22 protein-coding genes are annotated in these 21,917 nt (G+C 68.8%); 9 read left to right on the top strand and 13 right to left on the bottom strand.

Annotated features, from left to right (window positions below; genetic code table 11):
• Positions 1 to 176: 176 nt before the first annotated feature.
• On the bottom strand, positions 177 to 530 hold the full coding sequence (locus tag BLU79_RS11065; RefSeq protein ID WP_093905455.1) for a DUF4333 domain-containing protein: 354 nt from the start codon (positions 528 to 530) through the stop codon (positions 177 to 179).
• Between the two features lie 413 nt (positions 531 to 943).
• Between BLU79_RS11065 and BLU79_RS47375 the strand changes: the two genes are divergently transcribed.
• Genes BLU79_RS47375 through BLU79_RS11050 form a run of 3 tightly spaced genes read left to right on the top strand, consistent with a single transcriptional unit; the run spans position 944 to position 3,041 of the window.
• Complete coding sequence (locus BLU79_RS47375) at positions 944 to 1,249, top strand: type VII secretion target (protein ID WP_177000969.1); 306 nt, start codon at positions 944 to 946, stop codon at positions 1,247 to 1,249.
• Between the two features lie 15 nt (positions 1,250 to 1,264).
• A complete protein-coding gene (locus BLU79_RS11055) occupies positions 1,265 to 2,503 on the top strand; it encodes a putative T7SS-secreted protein (RefSeq protein WP_093905453.1) in 1,239 nt (412 codons plus the stop codon).
• A gap of 40 nt (positions 2,504 to 2,543) precedes the next feature.
• Positions 2,544 to 3,041: a hypothetical protein gene (locus BLU79_RS11050; protein WP_093905452.1), complete on the top strand. Its 498-nt coding sequence runs from the start codon at positions 2,544 to 2,546 to the stop codon at positions 3,039 to 3,041.
• 79 nt (positions 3,042 to 3,120) lie between these two features.
• Here the strand turns inward: BLU79_RS11050 and BLU79_RS11045 are convergent, their stop codons facing one another.
• Positions 3,121 to 3,849 (bottom strand): hypothetical protein, encoded by a 729-nt coding sequence (locus BLU79_RS11045; protein ID WP_143052483.1) that lies wholly within the window; start codon positions 3,847 to 3,849, stop codon positions 3,121 to 3,123.
• A 107-nt stretch (positions 3,850 to 3,956) separates the two neighbouring features.
• Positions 3,957 to 5,363 carry an FAD-binding oxidoreductase gene (locus BLU79_RS11040; RefSeq protein WP_093905538.1) on the bottom strand — a complete coding sequence of 469 codons (1,407 nt, stop codon included), beginning with the start codon at positions 5,361 to 5,363 and terminating at the stop codon, positions 3,957 to 3,959.
• Positions 5,364 to 5,603: 240 nt separating this feature from the next.
• On the opposite strand from BLU79_RS11040, the gene hemB reads away from it, so the two are divergent.
• Entirely contained in the window at positions 5,604 to 6,602 is a 999-nt protein-coding gene (gene hemB / locus BLU79_RS11035; protein WP_093905450.1) for a porphobilinogen synthase, read from the top strand.
• Between the two features lie 21 nt (positions 6,603 to 6,623).
• Here the strand turns inward: hemB and BLU79_RS11030 are convergent, their stop codons facing one another.
• A complete protein-coding gene (locus BLU79_RS11030; RefSeq protein ID WP_093905449.1) occupies positions 6,624 to 6,803 on the bottom strand; it encodes a hypothetical protein in 180 nt (59 codons plus the stop codon).
• A gap of 274 nt (positions 6,804 to 7,077) precedes the next feature.
• Between BLU79_RS11030 and BLU79_RS11025 the strand changes: the two genes are divergently transcribed.
• Entirely contained in the window at positions 7,078 to 8,295 is a 1,218-nt protein-coding gene (locus BLU79_RS11025) for an aminotransferase-like domain-containing protein (protein ID WP_093905448.1), read from the top strand.
• A gap of 10 nt (positions 8,296 to 8,305) precedes the next feature.
• Here BLU79_RS11025 and BLU79_RS11020 read toward each other — a convergent pair whose 3' ends face one another.
• The 3 genes from BLU79_RS11020 to BLU79_RS11010 are packed head-to-tail and all read right to left on the bottom strand — an operon-like array spanning position 8,306 to position 10,926.
• On the bottom strand, positions 8,306 to 9,139 hold the full coding sequence (locus BLU79_RS11020) for a DUF4253 domain-containing protein (protein ID WP_093905447.1): 834 nt from the start codon (positions 9,137 to 9,139) through the stop codon (positions 8,306 to 8,308).
• 42 nt (positions 9,140 to 9,181) lie between these two features.
• Positions 9,182 to 10,123 carry a helix-turn-helix domain-containing protein gene (locus tag BLU79_RS11015; RefSeq protein ID WP_093905446.1) on the bottom strand — a complete coding sequence of 314 codons (942 nt, stop codon included), beginning with the start codon at positions 10,121 to 10,123 and terminating at the stop codon, positions 9,182 to 9,184.
• A complete protein-coding gene (locus BLU79_RS11010; protein ID WP_093905445.1) occupies positions 10,120 to 10,926 on the bottom strand; it encodes a peptidoglycan-binding protein in 807 nt (268 codons plus the stop codon). Before BLU79_RS11010 ends, BLU79_RS11015 begins: the two co-directional genes overlap by 4 nt.
• Positions 10,927 to 11,244: 318 nt before the next feature.
• Between BLU79_RS11010 and BLU79_RS11005 the strand changes: the two genes are divergently transcribed.
• A complete protein-coding gene (locus BLU79_RS11005) occupies positions 11,245 to 11,700 on the top strand; it encodes a peptidoglycan-binding domain-containing protein (protein ID WP_093905444.1) in 456 nt (151 codons plus the stop codon).
• A 92-nt stretch (positions 11,701 to 11,792) separates the two neighbouring features.
• On the opposite strand, the gene argS is transcribed toward BLU79_RS11005, so the two are convergent.
• On the bottom strand, positions 11,793 to 13,550 hold the full coding sequence (argS, locus tag BLU79_RS11000) for an arginine--tRNA ligase (RefSeq protein WP_093905443.1): 1,758 nt from the start codon (positions 13,548 to 13,550) through the stop codon (positions 11,793 to 11,795).
• A 263-nt stretch (positions 13,551 to 13,813) separates the two neighbouring features.
• Here argS and lysS point away from each other — a divergent pair, with 263 nt between their 5' ends.
• The gene (gene lysS, locus BLU79_RS10995) at positions 13,814 to 15,550 is read left to right on the top strand and encodes a lysine--tRNA ligase (RefSeq protein WP_256333248.1); all 1,737 of its coding nucleotides are present in this window, start codon (positions 13,814 to 13,816) and stop codon (positions 15,548 to 15,550) included.
• Positions 15,551 to 15,621: 71 nt separating this feature from the next.
• On the opposite strand, the gene BLU79_RS10990 is transcribed toward lysS, so the two are convergent.
• The 3 genes from BLU79_RS10990 to BLU79_RS10980 all read right to left on the bottom strand — a co-directional run bounded on the left by BLU79_RS10990 (position 15,622) and on the right by BLU79_RS10980 (position 18,999).
• A complete protein-coding gene (locus BLU79_RS10990) occupies positions 15,622 to 16,917 on the bottom strand; it encodes a DUF2637 domain-containing protein (RefSeq protein WP_093905441.1) in 1,296 nt (431 codons plus the stop codon).
• A gap of 166 nt (positions 16,918 to 17,083) precedes the next feature.
• Positions 17,084 to 17,974 (bottom strand): DUF3558 family protein, encoded by an 891-nt coding sequence (locus BLU79_RS10985; RefSeq protein WP_256333247.1) that lies wholly within the window; start codon positions 17,972 to 17,974, stop codon positions 17,084 to 17,086.
• A 137-nt stretch (positions 17,975 to 18,111) separates the two neighbouring features.
• Positions 18,112 to 18,999, bottom strand: coding sequence for a hypothetical protein (locus BLU79_RS10980; RefSeq protein ID WP_093905439.1), 888 nt, complete (start codon positions 18,997 to 18,999; stop codon positions 18,112 to 18,114).
• A 216-nt stretch (positions 19,000 to 19,215) separates the two neighbouring features.
• On the opposite strand from BLU79_RS10980, the gene BLU79_RS10975 reads away from it, so the two are divergent.
• Complete coding sequence (locus BLU79_RS10975) at positions 19,216 to 20,409, top strand: RtcB family protein (RefSeq protein WP_093905438.1); 1,194 nt, start codon at positions 19,216 to 19,218, stop codon at positions 20,407 to 20,409.
• An 18-nt stretch (positions 20,410 to 20,427) separates the two neighbouring features.
• Here BLU79_RS10975 and BLU79_RS48150 read toward each other — a convergent pair whose 3' ends face one another.
• Together BLU79_RS48150 and BLU79_RS10970 are read right to left on the bottom strand one after the other, a co-directional pair.
• Positions 20,428 to 20,574: a hypothetical protein gene (locus BLU79_RS48150; RefSeq protein WP_177000929.1), complete on the bottom strand. Its 147-nt coding sequence runs from the start codon at positions 20,572 to 20,574 to the stop codon at positions 20,428 to 20,430.
• Entirely contained in the window at positions 20,571 to 21,350 is a 780-nt protein-coding gene (locus BLU79_RS10970) for an SDR family NAD(P)-dependent oxidoreductase (RefSeq protein ID WP_093905437.1), read from the bottom strand. Before BLU79_RS10970 ends, BLU79_RS48150 begins: the two co-directional genes overlap by 4 nt.
• 107 nt (positions 21,351 to 21,457) lie before the next feature.
• Here BLU79_RS10970 and BLU79_RS10965 point away from each other — a divergent pair, with 107 nt between their 5' ends.
• A complete protein-coding gene (locus tag BLU79_RS10965) occupies positions 21,458 to 21,886 on the top strand; it encodes an ester cyclase (protein ID WP_093905537.1) in 429 nt (142 codons plus the stop codon).
• Positions 21,887 to 21,917 lie beyond the last annotated feature (31 nt).

Raw genomic sequence — 21,917 nt, 5'->3', positions numbered from 1 at the left:
GTGCGGGTGCCTTGGCTTTCTCGCCCCCGCCGCCCCCGGACCCCCGCTTCGGCCCTTGAAGGGCCTCGTCCTCAAACGCCGGACGGACTGAAAAGCCTGGGCCGGCGTTGAGACGTTGTATGGATTGAGGGCGAGGCCGATGTGGCCTCGCCCTCTTTTCCGTCCGTGATGGCTGGTCAGCTCGGCGCCGGGGAAGCCGTTTCGTCGGCCTGGATGTCGAAGTTCATCTTGGTGCCCTCGACCGAGGTCACGGTCACCGTGACGCCCAAGCTGCTGCCGTCGTCCGCCGTGAGCTTGCACCGGGTTGTCGTGCCGACCTTCGCGGAGACGTCGTCGGGGCACGTGACGTTCGGCTTCGGCTGGTTCATCGTGGCGGCCAGCTTTTCGGCGACCAGGTCGGCCAGCTTTTCCGCAGACATTTTCAGCTCGGGCTTTTCAACATTCACCGACGCGGAACAGCCTGCGAGCAACGCGCTAACGGCTACGGCGGAGAGGATCGAAGCTGCTGCGGACAGCCGGGGTACGGCCATGGGGACTCCAATTCAGATGAGCAAGACACAAATGACACGGAGCATACCGGCAGGGCTCGACTGGGGCATGAGATTGCGCTGGTTGAACCTCGGGGTGACTCCTTGGCGCGCACGTCGGCGCTAAGGAGGCCTGCAATATCTTCACTCATTCCCCACTCTTGCTGAAGAACGTGAACAAATCGTGGCGCCGAGGGTGCGGTCTCCATCTCCACCTGTTCCTTCTGCGCGGCGGAAAAACGGTTTACCGGGTGGCAGATCTGTGCGACTTGGGGAACTTTATTGGCGACTTTGTGGACGCGAGCATCGAAGCGCCCTGTGCGTCCTGACGGCGCAGGTGGTGATATGTTTCATCGCCGATGACAGTGTCAACTTTCCTGTCTTTGGCACGCATTCGCGGGGGCGGTGATTCGAACATGAGCATGGATGGCTTTCGTGCCGATCCGGAAGAGCTCAGAGGCGGCGCTTCAGATATTCAAGAATGTCTGAATTCGACCAAAGGTGCCGACTTCGGTGCGCTGAATCGTAGTGTGGAAGAATTTGGCAATCTGATCGTGTCCGGGAAGTTCGAAAAATTCTGCGATACGTGGGACGTGGCCTGTGAGGTTCTCCAGGGGCGCGCGACCGACTTGGCGGACGAGCTCAAGAGGACGGCCGACAACTATGAGCGATCGGATGCCGAGGCAGAGCAGCTGGTGAGTCCGTCTCGCGCGGGACAGTAAGAACGGGGAACGGGCATGGCGGCTGAGCTGGGGGACACGAAGGACCCCAAGGAGCTCATCCCGGGTGACGCGGGGAACCTGGACGGTATTGCGCGGTCGCTCAGGAAGTATTCCGGCAACTTCGAGGATGTCGGTGACAGGCTGGGCGGCGTACGCATAAATGGCTGGACCGGGCAGGCCAGCGACAATTTCTCGGAGAAGCTCGACGGCGAGAAGAAGAACTGGCGCTATGCGTCAGATCAGATGTCCGAGGCTGCCTCGACGATCAGTACGTACGCCACGGCGCTGAGCGAGGCGCAGCGGCAGGCGGGCGAGGCCATCGCGCTGTGGGACGGCGGCGACAAAAGCCAGGCCGAGCTGATCTTGGCGAATGCCCGGCAGTACCTACGGGACGAGGGTGACAAGGCGGCGGAGAAGCTCAAGGAGCTGTCCGGCGACTCCGACAGCGCCCCGGACTGGCTGGCAAGGGCAGCGAAAACGGCCGAGAACCAGCAGGAATCCGGTAAGTCCAGCTATGGCAAAAACCTCTACGAGACCCAAGCCAAGGATCTCAAGGGGGCAGAGCACCGCACCTGGGGCACGCCCAACGGCCCGTCTGCCGAAGATCCCAACGCCAAACCCAAGGCGGCCCATGAGGCCAAGTTGTGGGAGAGGGGCGCCGGAGCAGAGGCATGGAAGAGTGAGGCCGAAGGTGAAACGGAGTGGATGGGCGGGAAGGTCGGAGGGAAGGCCGGCGTCCAGGTGCTCTCGGCGGAAGGCACCATAGGGGCATCCATCACCGAAGGCAGGTTGCAGGCTGGAGCCAGCGCTTCCGCCAACCTTGTAGCGGGCTCCGCGGAGGGCAGTTTCGAGAACGGCCCCTTTGCGGCCAGCGGAAAGGCCTCGGCATCCATCGGCGCCCAAGCGTCAGCCAACGCAGCCGTGGGCAAGGACGGTGTGCATGCCGGCGCTCATGCCTTTGTGGGCGGCAAGGCGGGTGTGGAGGGCCACACTGATCTTGCCGGTATCGGGGTCGGTGGCAAAGCCGAGGTGAGCTACGGACTCGGTGGCACGGCCACCTTTGATGCCGGCATGAAGGACGGCAAGTTCGTCATCGGTGGAGAGTTGGGTGCCACAGTCGGTGTCGGCGGCAGCGTCGGCGGGCAGGTCGAGATTGACCCGGGTAAGGTCGTCGATTCGATCGGCGACGCAGCGGACGCTATTGGTCTCGATGATGTCGGAGACACGGTGAAAGAGTGGAATCCCTTCGGCTGACGCTAGCTTGAATTCCACATACTGAGGGAGATGATCCACCATGGCGACCACGCTGCCGGTGAAGATCGAGTTTTCGTTGCCGGAGGGCTGGCAGCCGGCGTCCCCCGATGAGATGGGCGCCCCAGAAGTGGCTTTCGTCGCGCTTCATCCCGGGTCTCGGGACGGGTTCACCGCGAATATCACGATCGCGGGCAAGATTCGGGAAGACCTGGCTGACCTGGTTACCCTCGCCGAAGAGTCAGTCCAGCGTTTGAGCCAGGCAGCGACGACGGTGCGCGTCGCCAAGCGAAATCAGGTGGGAACGCCGGAGGCGCCTGCGCTCACCCAGACTCTCCGTCTCTCGAGCAGGCTGCGCGGGTTGCCCGTGGAGCTGGTGCAGAGCCAGGTGTACGTGACCATGCAGGATGTGCGCGATCCCGCCAAGCGCGCGGTGCTGGAGTTTACGTTGACGGCCAAGTTGTCCCAGCTCGACGCGGTCCAGGACGACTTCAAGGAGTTCGTCCGGTCGATTCGTCCTGCGGATCCTGCCGCAGTGTAGGTCTCATGCGCCTTGGTACTCATGGGTGAGCCCCTCGCGAATCCGGATTCGCGAGGGGCTCACCCATGAGTAGTTCCACTCAAGCCGAGTGCCACGTCTGTGCCGGTACCCGCTCCAGGACGTCACACAGGTAGTCCAGCTTCGGATCGATGCCATCCGGCCGGAGCCGTCCCTCGGACCACGTGATCAGCTCGTTGCCGTGGAACCGAAGGGGCGCATCCTTGACGCGGGGGTCAGACAGGAGGAACCGCACCAGATCGTCGGCCATTGCGTTTCGTGCGAACGGCTCGTCGTCGGTGATGATGCGGAAGTCCTCGTCGAATTCTGGATTTCCCAGCTTCACCTCGTTCTCGCCGAGGCCGAACACGTTGTTGAGGCGGTTGTCCGTCCTCTCCAGCACATTCGGCCTATCAATGATCATGTCAGGTGTGGGCATCGGTGTCTTGACCGTGAATGCGATGAAATATCGATGGTCATTCATCCCGGTGTCCTCCCCGTCGAAATCACGAGGGCGGTACTCGAAGCAGCTGAAAGCGTGCCCTCGGAATTCGCCGGAGATGTGGTCCCAAAGGTAGTGGCCCTTTGCTCGGAATGGTGGTGCTCCCACGTACCGTTCTGCCCCGCCGGGGATCTCTGCGGTGTAGTTCCAGCCGCGTTCCTGGGCCAGCTGGACAAGCCCCGCCTGATCTTTCTCGCTGCGCACGTCCCTCTTGTTTGTACGCCAGAAGGCATAGATAACGCCGCCGACGAGGGCGGCGGCGAACAGGTAGATGAGGGATACCGCGAGTATGTTCAGCACGTCTTCCATGCCGCATGAGTATGGCGGACGCCAGAACGCGACGCACGTACAGGGGTGACCCCGGAAGTAATCGACCCCTATCTGCCCGGCTAAACGTGGCCGGGATTCGTGATGGATCAGTGTAGGTAATGCAAGGGCGGGACGATGTGGCCGAAGCGCAGCAGGTCGGTGGGGTCGTACGTGGACTTGTCCTGGCGTAGGCGGTCGTAGACCTCGGGGGTCCAGGCTCGGGCGCGGTCGGTGTCGGTGCCGGGGGTGCCGTGGATGTTGACCATCGTGCGGCCTGTGCCGTAGGGGGCCATCGCCGTGTGCAGGGCCGTTGTGGCCTGCTCTATGGCCTCGGCCGCTGGTGGCGCGGCCAGGACGCCCACCGTTTCCAGGAGGTAGGTCGCGTCTCGGGCGCAGATCGCGTCGGGCGTGCGGGCGGGGCGGGACAGGGCGCCGCCCATGTGGCGGAGCTCCACCATGAGGAGGGGGCAGTCGCGTGCCTCGGGGCCCACCTGGGCCAGGAAGGTGTCGATGGCCTCGGGGGTGAGGTCGCGCATCAGGGCGCACGACTCGCGGGCGGGGAGTGGGTCCTGCGGTTCCATGTGGATGCGGTCGAGGGCCGCGTACGGCATCTCCTCGACCGTGTCGACCGTCACCGGGGCCGCTGCGCGGATCGGGGCCAGCAGGCGTTCCCCCTCGGCCGGGTCGCCGGGCCAGGCGATCGCCACACGGGCCCAGAAGCCGCCGCGCAGGGGTTCGGGGATCTCGGGGATGGGCGGTAGCCGTAGAAGGGTGAAGGCGCTGCACATGTCGTCCGGGAGGGTCCTTGTCCAGTCGGTCCACGTGCGGAGCAGGGCCTCTGTGTGTTCGCCGGGGCAGTAGACGCCGCCACCGAGGATCGTGGGGAGGGGGAGCAACTCGCAGACCATGGAGGTCACCACGCCTACGTTGCCCTTGCCGCCGCGCAGGGCCCAGAACAGTTCCGGCTCGTGGTCGGGGTCGCTCTCGCGGAGCGTGCCGTCGGGTGTGACGACCTGGAAGGAGCGGACCAGGTCGGTCGCGTAGCCGTAGGCCCGGCCGAGAACGGGCAGGCCGCCGCCCAGGGTGTAGCCGACCGCGCCCGCGTCCGTGGACGTGCCGCAGAGTGCGGCGAGGCCATGCGGTGCGGTCGCGTCCAGGACGTGCCGCCACTTCGCTCCGGCCGCGATGGTGGCGAGGCGCGCCTGAGGGTCGATGTGTACGTCCGTCATGCGGGCCGTGCTGATCAGCAGGCCGTGGTCGATGGGGAAGTTCGCGCCGTGGCCCGTCGACTGAACCGCGACCGGTGTGCCGGTGGCCGTCGCCCAGCGCAGGGCCGCGACGATGTCGTCGACTCCTGTCGCACCCACGACCACGTCGGGCGTGTGCAGTGCGGCCAGGTTGAAGCCGGTGACCTCGTCGGCGTAACCCTCGTCGCCGGGGCGCAGGACCGGGCCGTGGATCTCGGAGAGCGCGAAGAGGTCGGGGGTCTGATGGAGGTGGTGGGTGGCGGGCATCGCGTCCTCCGTGGTGCGGGTACGGAGGGACGGCGGCGGCAACTCCCGCCACCTTCACCCAGGGGCGGGGCCGTCGGGGTCCTTGGGATCAGGGGATCCGGGGCTTCTTTCAGGATGGACCCGGTGGGTGGGAGGGCGCATGTGGGCCGTTCGCGGTCGTTCGCGGTTGCTCGTGGTCGTACATCCGTGCCGACTTCCCGTCGGCAAAGGTGCTGTGGGGGCGGGCGTAGCGTAGGTGGCATGACGACGTACGGATCCTTCCCGGGCACGCGGCCGCGGCGTCTGCGGACCACCCCGGCCATGCGGCGCATGGTCGCCGAGACCAGGCTGCACCCCGCCGACTTCATCCTCCCCGCCTTCGTGCGGGAAGGCGTCAGCGAGCCGGTGCCGATCAGCGCCATGCCGGGGGTCGTCCAGCACACGCGGGACAGCCTCAAGAAGGCCGCTGCCGAGGCCGTCGAGGCCGGTGTCTCCGGGATCATGCTCTTCGGGGTGCCGGAAGAGGCGAAGAAGGACGCCCTCGGGACTCCTGGGACCGACCCCGACGGGATTCTGCAGGTCGCCATCCGGGATGTGCGGGCCGAGGTGGGGGACGACCTGCTCGTCATGTCCGACGTGTGCCTCGACGAGACCATCGATCATGGGCACTGTGGGGTGCTTGACGCCGAAGGGCGTGTCGACAACGACGCCACGCTTGAGCGGTATGCCGAGATGGCGCAGGTACAGGCCGACGCGGGGGCCCATGTCGTAGGGCCCAGCGGGATGATGGACGGGCAGATCGGCGTCATCCGCGACGCGCTCGACCAGATCGGGCGGGAGGACGTGGCCATCCTCGCCTACACCGCCAAGTACGCCTCCGCCTTCTACGGTCCCTTCCGGGAGGCCGTCGCCTCCTCGTTGCAGGGGGACCGCAAGACCTATCAGCAGGATCCGGCGAACGCGCGGGAGTCGCTGCGGGAGCTGGCCCTCGATCTGGAGGAGGGCGCCGACATGGTGATGGTCAAGCCGGCCGGGCCCTACCTCGACATCCTGGCGCGGGTCGCCGACGCCGTCGACGTGCCGGTCGCCGCTTATCAGATCTCCGGCGAGTACTCGATGGTCGAGGCCGCCGCCGAGAAGGGCTGGATCGACCGGGACCGGGCGATCTTCGAGACGCTGACCGGCATCAAGCGGGCGGGTGCGCGCAACATCCTCACCTACTGGGCGACGGAGGCGGCGCAGAAGCTGGGCCGTGCCTGAGGCCTGAGGCCTGACGCCTGATCACGGACGGTCGGACTTCGGCGGCGTCGTCGCCGTCGGGCTGGTCGGGGTCGACGGGCCCTCGTCGCGCAGGCCCTGGCCGTCCTCGCACGCGGTGAGCGTGAGCGCGGCGACCGCCACCAGCGTGGCGGCGAGGAGCCGGGCTCGGGGGCGACGGGCGGGGGGTGCGTCCGCGGACATGGGGTTGCCCTCTCCTTGACTGGGGGTCGGGGTGGTCGGTCTTCAGCCTGCGTGATCATCCGCCCCCGCCGCCACCCTCGGCCGGGAATTCGGGACGCCGGAGTGATGGGATCCCCGCTGACCTGCGGGGACGGTCCGTCCCGGGGGCTTGGTATGGGACGCCGGAGGTCCCTGAGGTCCGTATCCCGGAAAGCTTCCTGCAGGCGACATGTAGTTCTCTACGCTGCTCGGCACGAGCCGTCGCTCTCGTCGTCGTAGCCGAAGGAGCCGTGTCATGAGCGTGTTCGAGTCCGTGCCTCTCCCCGTCCGAGCCGCCGTGCCGTCCCTTGCGGCGCGGGCCGCGTCCGTCGGTGGCTCACCCGTGCGCGACATCCTCGCCGTCACCTCCCGCCCCGAGGTCATCAACTTCGCGGGCGGGCTGCCGGCGCCCGAGCTGTTCGACCGCGAGGGCATCGCGGCCGCCTTCCGTGACGTACTCGCCGAGACGCCGGCGCAGGCGCTGCAGTACTCCACGACCGAGGGCGAGCCCAGCCTGCGTACCGGGCTCGCCGCGCGGATGTCGGCGCGGGGACTCGCCACGGACGCCGACGACCTGCTCATCACGACCGGCTCCCAGCAGGGGCTGTCGCTCCTCGCCACCGCGCTGCTGGACCCCGGTGACACGGTCCTCGTCGAAGACCCCTGCTATCTGGCGGCACTTCAGGCCTTCGGCCTCGCGGGAGCGCGGATCGTGGCCGTGCCGGGGGACGCGGACGGGGTGGATCCGCGGGCTTTGGAGGAGCTGGTGGCGCGCGAGCGGCCGAAGCTCCTCTACACCGTGCCGACCTTCCAGAACCCGACCGGCAGAACCCTGCCCGCCGAGCGCAGGGCGGCCGTCGCGGAGGCCGCCGCCCGGTGCGGGGTGTGGATCGTCGAGGACGACCCCTACGGCGAACTCCGCTACGAGGGCGAGCGCGTGCCCTGGATCGCCTCCTACCCCGGCGCCGAGGACCGCACGGTGCTGCTCGGCTCCTTCTCCAAGGTGATGGCACCGGGGCTGCGGCTGGGCTGGCTGCGCGCGCCGGCCGCCCTGCGGCGCGCCTGCGCGGTCGCCAAGCAGGCCGCCGACCTGCACACCCCGACCGTCAACCAGCTCGCCGCCGCCCGCTACATCCCCGGCCTCGACGCCCACGTGGCCCGCGTCCGGGACGTCTACCGGGAACGCCGCGACGCCATGCTGGCCGGGCTGGCCGAGGCGCTGCCGGAGGGCGCGACCTGGACCCGGCCCGAGGGCGGCATGTTCCTCTGGGTCCGCCTGCCGGAGTCGTACGACACGACGGCCCTGCTGCCCGAGGTGGTGCGGCACGATGTCGCCTACGTCCCCGGGGCGCCCTTCTACGCCGGTGAGCCCGACCGGGCCACGCTGCGGCTGTGCTTCGTGACGCAGACGCCGGAGGAGATCGGGGAGGGGTTGAGGAGGCTGGGGGAGGGACTTCGGGCTGGAGCCAGGTGAAGTTGCTCGGTCAGTCCCACCAGAAGTGCCAGACCGGCTGGTTGAGGAGCTGGTTCTCGGCGTAGGCGCGGATGGTCGTGTCGCTGTCCTGCCAGATGTTGTCGGGGCAGAACGCGAAGTGCTCGGCGGCGACGGCCTCCGCCTCGGCCAGGGTGGTGGGCGGGGAGGCCACCGAGGCGAGGAGGTGGTCGAAGCCGAGTGCCACCACGCGTATGCCGAAGCGGTCCTCCCAGGAGCGGAGCACCGCGCAGAGGCGGGCGGTGTCGTTCTCGTGGTTCATGGGGCCCGACCAGCCGATCGCCGCCGGAATGTCCGCGCTGCGGCGGGCCGGGACCAGGGCGAGGCGGGGGGCCTTCAGGGGGCCGCCGCCGTCGACGAGGGCGTCCGCGATGTCGGTGGCCACCGTGTCCGGGTCCGGTTCGGGGGCCGAGCCAGTGGCCGAGTCAGGGGCGGAGGCAGTGGTGGGGGTGGGGGCATTGGCCAGGCCCGGCCACTTCGCGTCCTCCTTCGTCACGCACTCGTACCAGAAGTCCTCCAGCACTTCCTCCGCGTCGTGGTCTCCCGGGTACGACATCTCCCCGGGCATCAACTCCCAGCCCTCCGGGGCGCCCTGGCTTCCGCCCACGTCGATGACGACGGGCAACAGTCCGGCCGTGTGCCGGGCCGGTTCCACTGCCGCCCAGGCGCCGGGTGCCGCCGGTACGTCCGCGAGCCACAGCAGAGGCTCGTGCCAGGGGCCCTCGTCTGTCGCGTCGAGGAGTCTGCCGGGCGGGAGTTGGAGACCGAGGGCGGTGCCCGTCGGGTCGGTGGCCAGCTTCGGCAGGGGGTTCGGAAGTGTCGCCATGTCGGTGACTGTAGGCGGTACCACTGACATGGGGCCCCGCCCTCAGCCGGGCACCCTGGCGTCGAAGCACTCCCCCTCGCCGCCCGCCACGGGCCGGAAGCAGGCCCGGACGACGGTGCCGGGGTCAGCCACGGTCATGGGAGTGTAGAGGTACGAGTCCGCGTCGACGGAGTCCTGGACCTCGGCGCTGCGGACCGGACCCCCACGATTCTCGGGACCCCCATGACCCTCGGAACCGTCGGGATCCTTGCGTTCGCCCGCCGTCATCTCGATCCGGTCCCCGATGCGCGTCCGCCACATCCGGGCCCAACTCGTCCCGCACTCCTCGCTGTAGCGCAGCTCCATCCAGGCCCCGGTGGCCGTGCGGTGCGCGGCGACGGTCGTAGGCGCGGCGCCGCACTTCATCTGCATCGGGCTCCTGCCCTCGCAGACCGCTCCCCGGCAGCGCGGGCCGGGCGCGGCAGGGGAGGAGGACGGGGACGGGGACAGGGACGACCGTGGTTCGCCGTCCCGGTGCGGCAGGAGGAGTACCACTGTCGCCAGGCCTCCGACTGCCACGGCACACACCGCCGCGAGCACAGCCATGGCCGTAGCGCTCCGGTGTACGGCGCCGGCGTCAGCGGTGCCCCCGGCCCCTGCCCAGCCGTCGGCAGGCGGGACCTCCTGCGGGTGCGGAGGCGTGACCTCCGGTCGGGACGGCAGCGGGGGTGAATCCACGCACTGGCTCCCTCCGCCCCGCCCGCTCCCATCCGCCTCCGCGATCTCCCACAGCGCCAGACACCGTCCCTCCGGCTCGCCGGCGAGGCGGCACAGCTTCTGTACCGCGTCGCGCGGAGGCAGCGTCCTGCCGTTGAGGTAGCGGTCCCAGGAGGACTTGCTGTACGAGGTCTTCGCCGCGAGGCCGACCAGGCTCAGGCTGGTGCGGTCCTTCAACTCCCTTAACGTGGCGGCCAGTCGGGCCCGTTCGGGCGACGGTGTCGTCATCGCCGTAGGGCCTTCCATGTGTGCGGTCCTACGATGCCGTCCACGACCAGCCCGGACCGCTTCTGCATCTGCCGGACCGCGCGTTCCGTCACCGGACCGAAGATCCCGTCGACCTCGCCCGGCGAGACGCCCGCTCTGCGCAGCAGGCACTGCGCCTCGGCCACCTCCGGCCCTGCGTGGCCGTAGGCCAGGACGGCGCCGTGGGTGCGGCTGTTGCCCGCGTACCAGCGGCCGTCGATCCGCTCGACGCGGCAGGCGTACGGGGGTGTCGATGCGACGGGCGCGGCGGGTGCGGCGACGGGAGCCGTTGTTCGCTCTCCCTCTCCGGCTCCCTCGCCGCCGCCCAGTCGTACGACGAGAAGGACCGCCGTGGAGACGGCCAGCACCAGTGCCACCGCGCCCGCCACGAGTGCGACGAGCAGCGGACCCCCGGGCGGCCGTGCCCCGTTGACCTCGGCGGACAGGATCTCCGGCGCTGTCGTCGGGGGTTCCGGTACGGACGTGTTCTCGTCCGACGCGGTCACGTCCCCGGGTCCCCTCGCCCACGCCTCGGCGGCGACCTCGTGCAACGCCAGCAGCCGGGTCGGATCCTCGCCCCCGATCCGGGCCAGTGCCTCGACGGCCTCCCGGGGCGGCAGCGACCTGCCGCCCAGATACCGTTCCCAGGACTTCGGGCTGTACCCCGTCCGCGCCGCCAGCTGCCGCAGACTCAGGCCGCTGTGGTCCTTCAGCCGGCGCAGCCGCACCACCAACTGCCGTACGCGCGGATCCAGTTCCGCGGGCAGCACTGCCCAACGCGACATGTTCCCCCCACTCGCGTTCACGGTCCGGGCCCGCGGTCCGTGGTCAGCGTCCCCCGCGCCCCGTCGCATTCTGCATCAGCATTCACGGCCCGCACCGGAAGCCGGTTCCCGGACGGGTGGGGAATCGGCCATCGGCCGCCGCGGGTGACCCGCCACGACGTCCCGTCGGCCGGCGTTCGCGCAGGTCAGCGTCTGGGACGTCCCGCGATGACGTCACTTCCGCGGCAACTGTGGCAACCCTTGCCGTCGGCCCCGCAGTCTCGTTTCGCCAGCCAGGCGGCACGGGCCGCCACCCGAGCGAGATCGAGAGGGAAACGTATGCGACCGAATGTCTGGACGAGGACCCTCGTCGGCGTCAGCGCCGTCGTCGGCCTCGCCGCCGGAAGCCTCGCGACCGCGGGTACCGGCTTCGCCGCGTCGGACGCGAAGCCGGCCGTGCGCTCCGAGGTCGGTGTCCTCGCGGTGAACAACCTCGGCCTGAGCACCACGCAGGCCAAGTACGTCCAGTGCTGGATCCAGGACTACTGGGGCTACACCGGCGCCATCGACGGGCAGCTGGGCACCAACAGCTGGAAGGCGCTGCAGCGCTGGCTCAAGGCGCACTGGGGCTACAACGACAGCATCGACGGGATCGTCGGCCCGAACACCATCAAGGCGCTGCAGCGTGACCTGAAGGCGTACCACGGGTACACCGGCGCGATCGACGGCATCGCCGGATCGGGGACCAAGGCCGCGTTCAAGGACTTCGCGGCCGCCTCCCAGCAGTACTGCTGAGGAGTCATCCCGTAAAGACCGCGGCCCGTCCTCCCAGCGGGGGAGAGGACGGGCCGCATGCGTTTCCTCAGCTGTTCAAGCTGCGAAGCCGCTCAGAGCCGCTCGGGCGTCCGGATGCCCAGCAGGGCCATGCCCTGGTGGAGGGTCCGGGCCGTCACGTCGCACAGGAACAGACGGTTCTGAACCTGCTCGGGCGTCTCGGCCTTCAGTACCGGGCACTTGTCGTAGAACGACGTGTACAGCGACGCCAGTTGGTACAGATACGCGGCCAGCTTGTGCGGGGCGTACTCCGCCGCCGCCTCGAAGACCGTGTCGCCGAACGCGTCCAGATGCAGACCGAGCGCCCGCTCCGCCGGGGCGAGTTCGAGCTCGGGGTGCGCGGCCGGCTTCGTCCCGCCCGCCTTGCGCAGGATCGACTGGATCCGGGCGTACGCGTACTGGAGGTAGACGGACGTGTCGCCGTTCAGCGAGACCATCTGGTCCAGGTCGAACTTGTAGTCCCGGTTCGGCGACGTCGACAGGTCCGCGTACTTCACGGCGCCGATGCCGACCTGCGCGGCCCGCTCCTGGATCTCGTCCTCGGTGAGGTCCTGCGCCTTCTCCCGTACGACCTCGGCGGCCCGCTGCACCGCCTCGTCCAGCAGGTCCTCCAGCCGTACGGTCTCGCCCTCACGCGTCTTGAACGGCTTGCCGTCCGCGCCCAGCACCGTGCCGTAGCCCATGTTGTGCGCGGTGACGTCGTCGGTCAGCCAGCCGGCGCGGCGGGCCGCCTCGAAGACCATCTTGAAGTGGAGGGACTGACGGACGTCCACGACGTAGAGCAGGGACGTGGCGTGCAGGTCCTGGACCCGGTTGCGGATCGCCGTCAGGTCGGAGGCGGCGTAGCCGAAGCCGCCGTCCGCCTTCTGCACGATCAGCGGGACCGGCTGGTCGTCCTTGCCGCGGATGTCGTCGAAGAACACCACCAGCGCGCCCTCGGAGCGGACCGCGACGCCCATCTCCTCCAGGAGGCGGGCGGTCTCCGGCATGCCCTCGTTGTACGCGGACTCGCCGACGATCTCCTCGTCGCGGATCTCCATGTCCAGCTTCTCGAAGACCGAGTAGAAGTAGACCTTCGACTCGTCCACGAACTGCTGCCACAGCTCCAGCGTCTCCTTGTCGCCGGACTGCAGGGCGACGACCCGCCCCCGGGCCCGCTCCTTGAACTCCTCGTCCGCGTCGAAGACCGCGCGCGAGGCCTTGTACACCCGGTTCAGGTTGCTCATCGCCTGCTCGCCGTCGACGTCGGCCGCAGGGGCCAGCTCGCCCGGGTTCTCGAACAGGTACTGGATGAGCATGCCGAACTGGGTGCCCCAGTCGCCGATGTGGTGCCGGCCGATCGTCTGCTCGCCGGTGAAGTCGAGCATGCCGCGCAGGGCGTCGCCGATGACCGCGGAGCGGAGGTGGCCGACGTGCATCTCCTTCGCCACGTTCGGCTGGGCGTAGTCGACGACTGTGATGCCCGCGTTCTCCTTCAGCGGCACGCCGAGGCGCTCGCCGTCCGCGTGGCGCGCGGCGAGGTTCTCGGTGATCGCCTTGTCGGTGACGGTGATGTTGAGGAAGCCGGGGCCGGAGACCTCGATGTCCGCGAGGAGATCACCGGTTGTGATCTTCTCGACGACCTGGGTGGCCAGCTCCCGGGGGTTCGACTTCGCCTTCTTCGCGAGAGCCAGGATCCCGTTGGCCTGGTAGTCGGCTCGGTCGCTGCGTCGCAACAGCGGGTCCGCGTCCGCGGTCTCCGGCAGGGTGGCCGAGAGGGCGTTCGCGAGGCGCTGGTGGACTTGACCGGTGAGCGACGTGACCGAAGCCATGGGGTGGGAGCCGTTCTCCTCGGGGGATCAGATAGACACGGTCAGTATCCCACGGGGTCGCAAAGGGGTTTTTCCGTCTCGCTGCCGGGTGCGGGACGGTGGGGGCTTGTCGCGCCCACGCGGCGGAGCCGCAAATCGGTACAGCCCCGCGCCCCTAGGTCGGCCCCTGATAAGGCGTTTTCATTGTTGCCGTCCTAGCTGGGACAATGAGGGCGCCAGCCGTTGACCGTACGGCTGCCCTGGAGAAAGAAGGACGTGCCGACGTGGCTCAGAGCACCGAGACCACCGACTGGGTCTCCCGTTTCGCGGATGAGGTCATCGAGGAGTCGGAGCGTCGGGCCCCGGGCAAACCGGTCGTCGTCGCGTCGGGTCTCTCCCCCTCCGGACCCATCCACCTGGGCAACCTGCGCGAGGTCATGACCCCGCACCTCGTCGCCGACGAGATCCGGCGGCGCGGGTACCAGGTCCGCCACCTCATCTCCTGGGATGACTACGACCGGTACCGCAAGGTGCCCCAGGGGATCGCGGGCGTCTCCGAGGAGACCCACCTCCAGCACATCGGCAAGCCGCTGACCTCCGTGCCGGCGCCGCAGGGCTCGGCGTACCCGAACTGGGCCGAGCACTTCAAGGCGGCCATGGTCGAGGCGCTCGCCGAGCTCGGCGTGGAGTTCGACGGGATCAGCCAGACCGCGCAGTACACCTCGGGCGTGTACCGCGAGCAGGTCCTGCACGCCATGAAGCACCGGGGCGACATCGACGCCGTCCTCGCCCAGTACCGCACCAAGCAGAAGGCCGGCGCCAAGAAGTCGCAGAAGCCGGTCGACGAGGCCGAGCTGGAGGCCGCCGAGGGTTCCGGCGCGGCGAGCGAGGACGACGGAAGCTTCGGCTCCGCCGGGTACTTCCCGTACAAGCCCTACTGCGGCAACTGCGAGAAGGACCTCACCACCGTCACCTCCTACGTCGACGACACCACCGAGCTGTCGTACACCTGCAACGAGTGCGGCTTCTCGGAGACCGTCCGGCTCAACGAGTTCAACCGCGGCAAGCTGGTCTGGAAGGTCGACTGGCCCATGCGGTGGGCGTACGAGGGTGTCGTCTTCGAGCCGAGCGGCGTGGACCACTCGTCCCCCGGGTCGAGCTTCCAGGTCGGTGGGCAGATCGTCGGGATCTTCGGCGGCAAGCAGCCCATCGGGCCCATGTACGCCTTCGTGGGGATCTCCGGGATGGCGAAGATGTCGTCGTCGCGGGGTGGGGTGCCCACGCCCGGCGACGCGCTGAAGATCATGGAGCCGCAGATCCTGCGCTGGCTCTACGCCCGTCGTCGGCCCAACCAGTCCTTCAAGATCGCCTTCGACCAGGAGATCCAGCGGCTCTACGACGAGTGGGACAAGCTCGACGGGAAGGTCGCCGACGGCTCCGCTCTGCCGGCCGACATCGCCGCGCACTCGCGTGCCGTGCGCACGGCGGGCGGTGAGCTGCCGAGGACCGTGCGGCCGCTGCCGTACCGGACGCTCGCGTCCGTCGCCGACATCACCGCCGGGCACCAGGACCAGGCGCTGCGGATCCTCTCCGAGCTGGACCCGGAGAACCCGCTGGGCGCGCTGGACGAGGCGCGTCCCCGGTACGACAAGGCAGAGGCCTGGATCAACACGCAGGTGCCCGCCGACCAGCGGACCATCGTGCGCGACGAGCCCGACGCCGAGCTGCTGAAGTCCCTCGACGAGGCGTCCCAGCAGTCGCTGCGGCTGCTGCTCGACGGACTCGCCGAGCACTGGTCGCTGGACGGGCTGACCCACCTCGTGTACGGCGTGCCCAAGGTGCAGGCAGGGTTCTCCGCGGACGCCACGCCCAAGGAGCTGCCGGCCGAGATCAAGACCGCCCAGCGGACGTTCTTCGCCCTGCTGTACCACCTGCTGGTCGGGCGGGACACCGGGCCGCGGCTGCCCACGCTGCTGTTGGCGGTGGGGCAGGAGCGGGTGCGGAGCCTGCTCGGCGAGTAGGCCGTGACAGGAAAGGGGGCCCTCGGATCGAGGGCCCCCTTTCCTTGTGCCGGTCAGGTTCCTTGTGCCGGTCAGGCGATGTGCTCGTCCGTCAGTTCCGCGTTGAGGCGGTTGGAGAAGCGGTTCACCATGCGCTTGGACTCGGCTTCCTCCAGGGCGATGCCGTACGTCGCCTCGACGTCGGCGATGAATCCACGCGGAGTGGGCGCCCCGTTCCCGCCCTTTATCGACTCACGGAAGACCAGGTAGTAGTCCTCCTCGGTGGGTTCCGGCGGGCCGCCGCCCTCGCCGAGTTCACGGGTGCGACCGGGGCTCACCGGGATGGGAAAGCTGCCGGTCTCCTCCGGGGAGGGCTCCTGGGCGGGGGGTTCCTCCTGGAACTGCTCCTGGTACTGCTCGGCCTGGACCTGCTCCTCGTACCACTGCTCGTACTGTTCCCGGGGGTTGTACGCGGGGTCGTAGCCGCCCTGGTAGTCGACGTTGCGCGGGGTGTTGAACCAGTCCTGCACGTACTCCTGCTGCTCGGGGCCCGGGGCGCCGACCATCAGCTCATGGCGCTCCTCGCGAGGGGGCGCCGGTTGCCGGGGGACCGGTGCCACATCCGCTACGGGGGCCACAGGCGCCACGGGTGCCACGTCCAGGGCCTGCTTCGGCGCCGGCGGCAGCAGTGCCGGCTCGATGCCCGCCGCCGCCAGGCCCGCCGGAGCCGTCTCCGCCAGCGGCACCCCGTACCGCGCCAGGCGCAGCGGCATCAGGGACTCCACCGGGGCCTTCCGGCGCCACCCGCGGCCGAAGCGGGAGCGCAGGCGGGCCTGGTACACCAGGCGCTCCTGCTCCAGCTTGATGACCTGCTCGTAGGAGCGCAGCTCCCACAGCTTCATACGGCGCCACAGGAGGAACGTCGGGAGGGGGGAGAGGAGCCAGCGGGTGAGGCGGACCCCCTCCATGTGCTTGTCGGCCGTGATGTCCGCTATGCGGCCGATCGCGTGGCGGGCCGCCTCCACCGCCACCACGAACAGGATCGGGATCACGGCGTGCATCCCCACGCCCAGCGGGTCCGGCCAGGCGGCCGCGCCGTTGAAGGCGATCGTCGCCGCCGTCAGCAGCCAGGCCGTCTGACGCAGGAGCGGGAACGGGATACGGATCCACGTCAGAAGCAGATCCAGGGCGAGGAGGACGCAGATGCCCGCGTCGATGCCTATCGGGAAGACATAGCTGAAGTTCCCGAAGCCCTTCTGGATGGCCAGCTCGCGGACGGCCGCGTACGAACCGGCGAAGCCGATGCCGGCGATGATCACGGCGCCGAACACGACCACACCGATGAGAATGCGATGCGTCCGAGTCAGCTGCGGTGGTGGCGCGGCCACTCGTACTCCCCTCCCAGTGCATGCTGTTGCGCGCAACAGGGTGGCACATCTGTGCGGCGTCCGGATTCACGGATGGCATGAGCCCGGTCCCTGGAGGGGGCCGGGCTCATGCAACAGGCGTGGCTGAGCTGCGAGTTGTGACTCAGCGATGGGGCAGGTGTGACGGTCAGCTCTTCTTCGACGCTGACTTGGACGGGGAGCTGGACGCCGCCTTCGAGGAGCTGCCGGACGGCGACTTCGAGGGAGACTTCGAAGCCGACTTCGAAGGGGTGCTGCTCGGCGTGCCCGCGCTGCCGCTGCCGTTCTCCTTGGTCACGGCGGCCACCGCCTCCTTGGCGGCCTTCTGCGCGAGCTTGTTCAGGTCGTCCGCGCTCGGGGTCTTCTCGCCGGCCAGACCGGCGCCGTTGTAGTCGAGCGTGACGACCACGTTCTCCACCCGGGCCACGACCGTCTCCTGCTTGAAGGCGCCCTCCTTCTTCTTCAGGTCGTAGCGCACCGCTGTCGCCTCGTCGCCCACCCCGGTGACCGGCTCCGACTTCACGTTCTTCGCGCCGCTCACCGCACGGGCGTCCTCGACCTGCGTCTCGTAGTACTCCCGCGCCAGCTGGTTGCCCGAGCCGCGTGTGACGTCCGAGTCGAAGCGCAGCAGGGAGACGTTCAGCCAGCGGAACTGCGAGCCCTTCACGCCGTTGTTGTCGAGGCTGCTCCAGGAGCAGGAGCTGCGCGTCGAGGCGTCGTCCGACGACCCCTTCTTGCCCGACTTGGCCTTCGGGGCCAGCACCTCCAGCGTGTTCTTCGTCAGCACCTTGCACGGATCGGGAAGCGCCTTGTACGCGACCGCCTGCACCGTCGGCGACGGGCTCGCGGACGACTCCGACGCCGACGCCTTCGCGCTGTCCCCGGCTCCGTCGTCCGAACCGGAGTCGGAGGAGCAGCCCGTGGCGATCAGCATCACCGGGACGGCTGCCGCGCAGACAAGGACACGGCGCAGGCCCCTTGCCCACTGCTCGCGCTGGTCACGCCGGTCACGCTGGTCTCGCTCTGCTGCTCGCTGCATGGTTCCTTCACTCATGACTGACACTCGTGGTTCCTGCGGTCGGATCGGGTCCGAGGGGCCACGGTACGCGGTGAAGAAGGTGTGTGGTCTCGTTTCGGTTACGTCGCACACGGGCGCAGTGGGGCGGGCGAGGGGCGCTACTCCGCGAGTTCGTCCGCCAGTTGCGAGGCCAGATTCAGGGCCCTGTCCTGCATTTCCTCACTGTCCGGAACCGTGCCGACGGTCGCCGGCTGCTCCTCGTACACGATCCTCACGATCACGTTGGACGTGCGGAACGCCACAGTCACCGTGCGCTGCTGGGCCGTCGAACCAGAGCTGCTGAGCGCGTCGTCGAGGAAGGCCTCGTCACCGAGGTCGTCGAGAACGCGGGGCTGGAGCTCGGCGGGGGGCGCGCCGTCGGTGGGGCTGGAGGAGTTGGAGGGGGAGGTGGAGGACGAAGGGGATGAGTCGGACGTAGAGGGCGAATTGGAGGGTGAGGTCGAGGGTGAGGCCGAGGCTGAGGTCGAGACCGAGGAGGAGGGCGAGCCGCTCGCGTCGGCGGAGGCGGTGCCCTCACCGCTCTCCGAACTCGTCGGCTCCGGAAGGTCGGCGGCCTCCTGCTGGGTCGCGAAGAGCTGCTCCGCCTCGCTGTCGTCGCTGACCGATGTGTCGTACGACACCACACGCTCGAAGTCGACGAAGAGATGGTCCGTGGCGTCCGCCGACTCGACCTTCCAACGGCAGCCGATCTTGCGGTCCGTGTCGTAGGTCAGCGTCGGCGTGCCCTCGTACGCCTTCTCGCGCTGCTCCTCGTCCGTGAGCTCCTTGATGCCGGGCAGCAACGCGTCGAGCGTGTCCTGGCCCACCACTTCGCAGGCTTCGGGCAGCGTGGTGTACCGGCCGGGCTCGGCCGCCGCGGTCGCCGTGCCCGAGTCACCGGGGTTGGAGTCGTCGGTCGAACCGCCGCTGTCGGAACTGCCGGTGCAGCCGGCCAGCAACGCCGCGAGGAGCGCGGCGACGCCGGGTACATACGCCTTTCGCTGCACGGTCAGGCTCCTTTCGACGGTGGCTGTGTGGTCGGTGCGATGCCGGTGTTCCAGTGTCCCCGCTGGTTATTCGCTTGCTGCGCGGGGGCGTCCCCTGGAGACAATGTGTATCGCACGCACTGCCGTGGACGCCGGTCCGTTGTCCCTTTTCATCGACCCTGGCGCCGGTTTTGCGATTTCAGACTTGTATGTGATTTCCGGGGGATAGAGGACGATATGTCGTACGTGGAGATGCCGGGCGCGAAGGTTCCGATCCGTATGTGGACCGACCCGGCGACGGTCGAGGACGTGGCCCTGCAGCAGCTGCGGAACGTCGCGACCCTGCCGTGGATCAAGGGCCTCGCTGTGATGCCGGACGTGCATTACGGCAAGGGGGCGACGGTCGGGTCCGTCATCGCGATGCAGGGGGCTGTGTGTCCTGCGGCGGTCGGGGTGGACATCGGGTGCGGGATGTCGGCGGTGAAGACGTCGCTGACGGCCAATGATCTGCCGGGGGATCTGTCGCGGCTGCGGTCGAAGGTCGAGCAGGCCATTCCGGTGGGGCGGGGGATGCATGACGATCCCGTGGATCCGGCGCGGATGCACGGGTTCGCCACCGCGGGCTGGGACGACTTCTGGGGGCGGTTCGACGGGATCGCGGATGCGGTCAAGTTCCGTCAGGAGCGGGCCGGGAAGCAGATGGGGACGCTGGGAAGCGGCAACCACTTTGTCGAGGTGTGCATCGATACGGACGGTTCTGTCTGGCTGATGCTGCACTCCGGTTCCCGGAACATCGGCAAGGAACTCGCCGAGTTCCACATCGGCGTGGCCCAGAAGCTCCCGCACAACCAGGGCCTGGTCGACCGCGACCTCGCCGTGTTCATCGCGGACACCCCGCAGATGGCGGCGTACCGCAACGACCTGTTCTGGGCGCAGGAGTACGCCAAGTACAACCGCACGATCATGATGGCGCTCCTGAAGGACGTGATCCGCAAGGAGTTCAAGAAGGCCAAGCCGACCTTCGAGCCGGAGATCAGCGCGCACCACAACTACGTGGCCGAGGAGCGCTATGAGGGCATGGACATGCTCGTGACCCGTAAGGGCGCGATCCGGGCCGGCTCCGGCGAGTACGGCATCATCCCGGGCTCGATGGGCACGGGGTCGTACATCGTGAAGGGCCTCGGGAACCCGATGTCCTTCAACTCGGCCTCGCACGGCGCGGGTCGGCGCATGAGCCGGAACGCGGCGAAGCGTCGCTTCTCGACGAAGGACCTGGAGGAGCAGACGCGGGGCGTGGAGTGCCGTAAGGACTCCGGTGTCGTGGACGAGATTCCGGGCGCCTACAAGCCGATCGAGCAGGTCATCGATCAGCAGCGGGACCTCGTGGAGGTCGTGGCGAAGCTGAAGCAGGTCGTGTGCGTGAAGGGCTGACGCCCCGGCCCACGCTCCTCACTTGGGAGCGTGGGTCACCGCGTAGATCATGACGAACGCCACGATGTGGATGCCGAAGAGGAAGTAGGCGAGCCACCACCACATCTGGCGTTCGTCGTGCGGGTCCTTGCGTGCCGGGGCCCTGTCCTTGTCGCCGTCCGTCACCGAAGCTCCCTGTGCACCTTGGTGTTGGACGCCTGGGCGCGCGGGCGGACGACCAGGAGGTCGATGTTGACGTGGCTGGGGCGGGTGACCGCCCAGGTGACCGTGTCGGCGACGTCGTCGGCCGTGAGGGGTTCGGCGACGCCCTCGTAGACCTTTGCTGCCCTGTCCGTGTCGCCGGCGAAGCGGGTCAGGGCGAACTCGTCCGTCTTGACCATGCCGGGGGCGATCTCGATGACGCGGACCGGGCGGCCGACGATCTCCAGACGGAGGGTCTCGGCGAGGACGTGGGTGCCGTGCTTGGCGGCGACGTAGCCCGCGCCGCCCTCGTAGGTGCCGTGGCCGGCCGTGGAGGAGATGACGACGATCGTGCCGTCGCCGCTCGCGTCCAGCTTCGGCAGCAGGGCCTGGGTGAGATTCAGGGTGCCGATGACGTTCGTCTCGTACATCGTGCGCCAGTCGGCGGGGTCGCCGGTGGCCACCGGGTCGGCGCCGAGTGCGCCGCCCGCGTTGTTGACCAGGACGCCGATCGTCTTGAAGGCCAGGGCGAACTCGTCGACCGCGGCCCGGTCGGTCACGTCCAGCTGGTAGGCGGCCGCCGAGTGTCCGGCCGCGTTGATCTCCTCGGCCAGCGCCTCGATGCGGTCCTTGCGGCGGGCGGTCAGGACGACCCGGTAGCCGGCCGCGGCGAGCTGTCGTGCCGTGGCGGCGCCGATTCCGCCGCTCGCGCCGGTGACGACGGCGATGCGGGAGGCGGGGGACGGGGCTGCGGTGGGCATGGCTGCTCCTTGAGCGTGGTCGAAAGCCTGTCCGGCCAGGATAGGCGGGCGGTGGGACAATGAGGTGGGTGGTCCTCCACCAGGTCCTCCACCACGGGAGGTGGATCATGGGACAGGCACGTGAGGTCATGGACCGGCTCACCGAAGCGATCACCACGGCGGACTCCAAGACCATCGCCGAGCTGTACGCGCAGGACGCGGTCGCCGTCACTCCCGACGGCGGGGAACTCCACGGGCGGGACGACATCGCCACGTACTGGCGTCAGATGACGGAGGCGGTTCCCGACGGCTCGTACGAGTCGGTGCACTCGTACGAGGTCGGCAACACGGCCATCGACGAGGGCATCTTCAGTGGCCGGAACACGGGGCCGATCCAGTTGCCCACGGGGGAGACGCTGGCCCCGACGCAGAAGGAGATCAGGATCCGCGGGGTCGACTTCGCCACCGTCGACGACAGCGGACACATCGTCGACTACCGGCTCTACTTCGACGAGATGGACTTCCTCGGGCAGTTGGGGCTGCTGCCGCCGCCCTGAGCCCCGCCCTGAGCCCCGACGGGATCGGATT

It is taken from the genome of Streptomyces sp. cf386, assembly GCF_900103585.1.
In the GTDB taxonomy this organism is placed as follows: Bacteria; Actinomycetota; Actinomycetes; order Streptomycetales; family Streptomycetaceae; genus Streptomyces.
Note: the sequence above shows the minus strand (reverse complement) of the source record. Positions and strands in the feature narration are given on the sequence as shown.

Bases quoted from the DNA above. Each gene is read 5' to 3' on its own strand.
- argS (WP_093905443.1), bottom strand. From the start codon at position 13,550: ATGGCTTCGGTCACGTCGCTCACCGGTCAAGTCCACCAGCGCCTCGCG.
- BLU79_RS11030 (WP_093905449.1), bottom strand. From the start codon at position 6,803: ATGTCCGCGGACGCACCCCCCGCCCGTCGCCCCCGAGCCCGGCTCCTC.
- BLU79_RS11045 (WP_143052483.1), bottom strand. From the start codon at position 3,849: ATGGAAGACGTGCTGAACATACTCGCGGTATCCCTCATCTACCTGTTC.
- BLU79_RS10965 (WP_093905537.1), top strand. From the start codon at position 21,458: ATGGGACAGGCACGTGAGGTCATGGACCGGCTCACCGAAGCGATCACC.
- BLU79_RS10970 (WP_093905437.1), bottom strand. From the start codon at position 21,350: ATGCCCACCGCAGCCCCGTCCCCCGCCTCCCGCATCGCCGTCGTCACC.
- BLU79_RS11010 (WP_093905445.1), bottom strand. From the start codon at position 10,926: ATGTCGCGTTGGGCAGTGCTGCCCGCGGAACTGGATCCGCGCGTACGG.
- BLU79_RS11065 (WP_093905455.1), bottom strand. From the start codon at position 530: ATGGCCGTACCCCGGCTGTCCGCAGCAGCTTCGATCCTCTCCGCCGTA.
- BLU79_RS47375 (WP_177000969.1), top strand. From the start codon at position 944: ATGAGCATGGATGGCTTTCGTGCCGATCCGGAAGAGCTCAGAGGCGGC.
- BLU79_RS10985 (WP_256333247.1), bottom strand. From the start codon at position 17,974: ATGCAGCGAGCAGCAGAGCGAGACCAGCGTGACCGGCGTGACCAGCGC.
- BLU79_RS11020 (WP_093905447.1), bottom strand. From the start codon at position 9,139: ATGGCGACACTTCCGAACCCCCTGCCGAAGCTGGCCACCGACCCGACG.
- BLU79_RS11025 (WP_093905448.1), top strand. From the start codon at position 7,078: ATGAGCGTGTTCGAGTCCGTGCCTCTCCCCGTCCGAGCCGCCGTGCCG.
- BLU79_RS11005 (WP_093905444.1), top strand. From the start codon at position 11,245: ATGCGACCGAATGTCTGGACGAGGACCCTCGTCGGCGTCAGCGCCGTC.
- hemB (WP_093905450.1), top strand. From the start codon at position 5,604: ATGACGACGTACGGATCCTTCCCGGGCACGCGGCCGCGGCGTCTGCGG.
- BLU79_RS11050 (WP_093905452.1), top strand. From the start codon at position 2,544: ATGGCGACCACGCTGCCGGTGAAGATCGAGTTTTCGTTGCCGGAGGGC.
- BLU79_RS11015 (WP_093905446.1), bottom strand. From the start codon at position 10,123: ATGACGACACCGTCGCCCGAACGGGCCCGACTGGCCGCCACGTTAAGG.
- BLU79_RS10975 (WP_093905438.1), top strand. From the start codon at position 19,216: ATGTCGTACGTGGAGATGCCGGGCGCGAAGGTTCCGATCCGTATGTGG.
- BLU79_RS11055 (WP_093905453.1), top strand. From the start codon at position 1,265: ATGGCGGCTGAGCTGGGGGACACGAAGGACCCCAAGGAGCTCATCCCG.
- BLU79_RS11040 (WP_093905538.1), bottom strand. From the start codon at position 5,363: ATGCCCGCCACCCACCACCTCCATCAGACCCCCGACCTCTTCGCGCTC.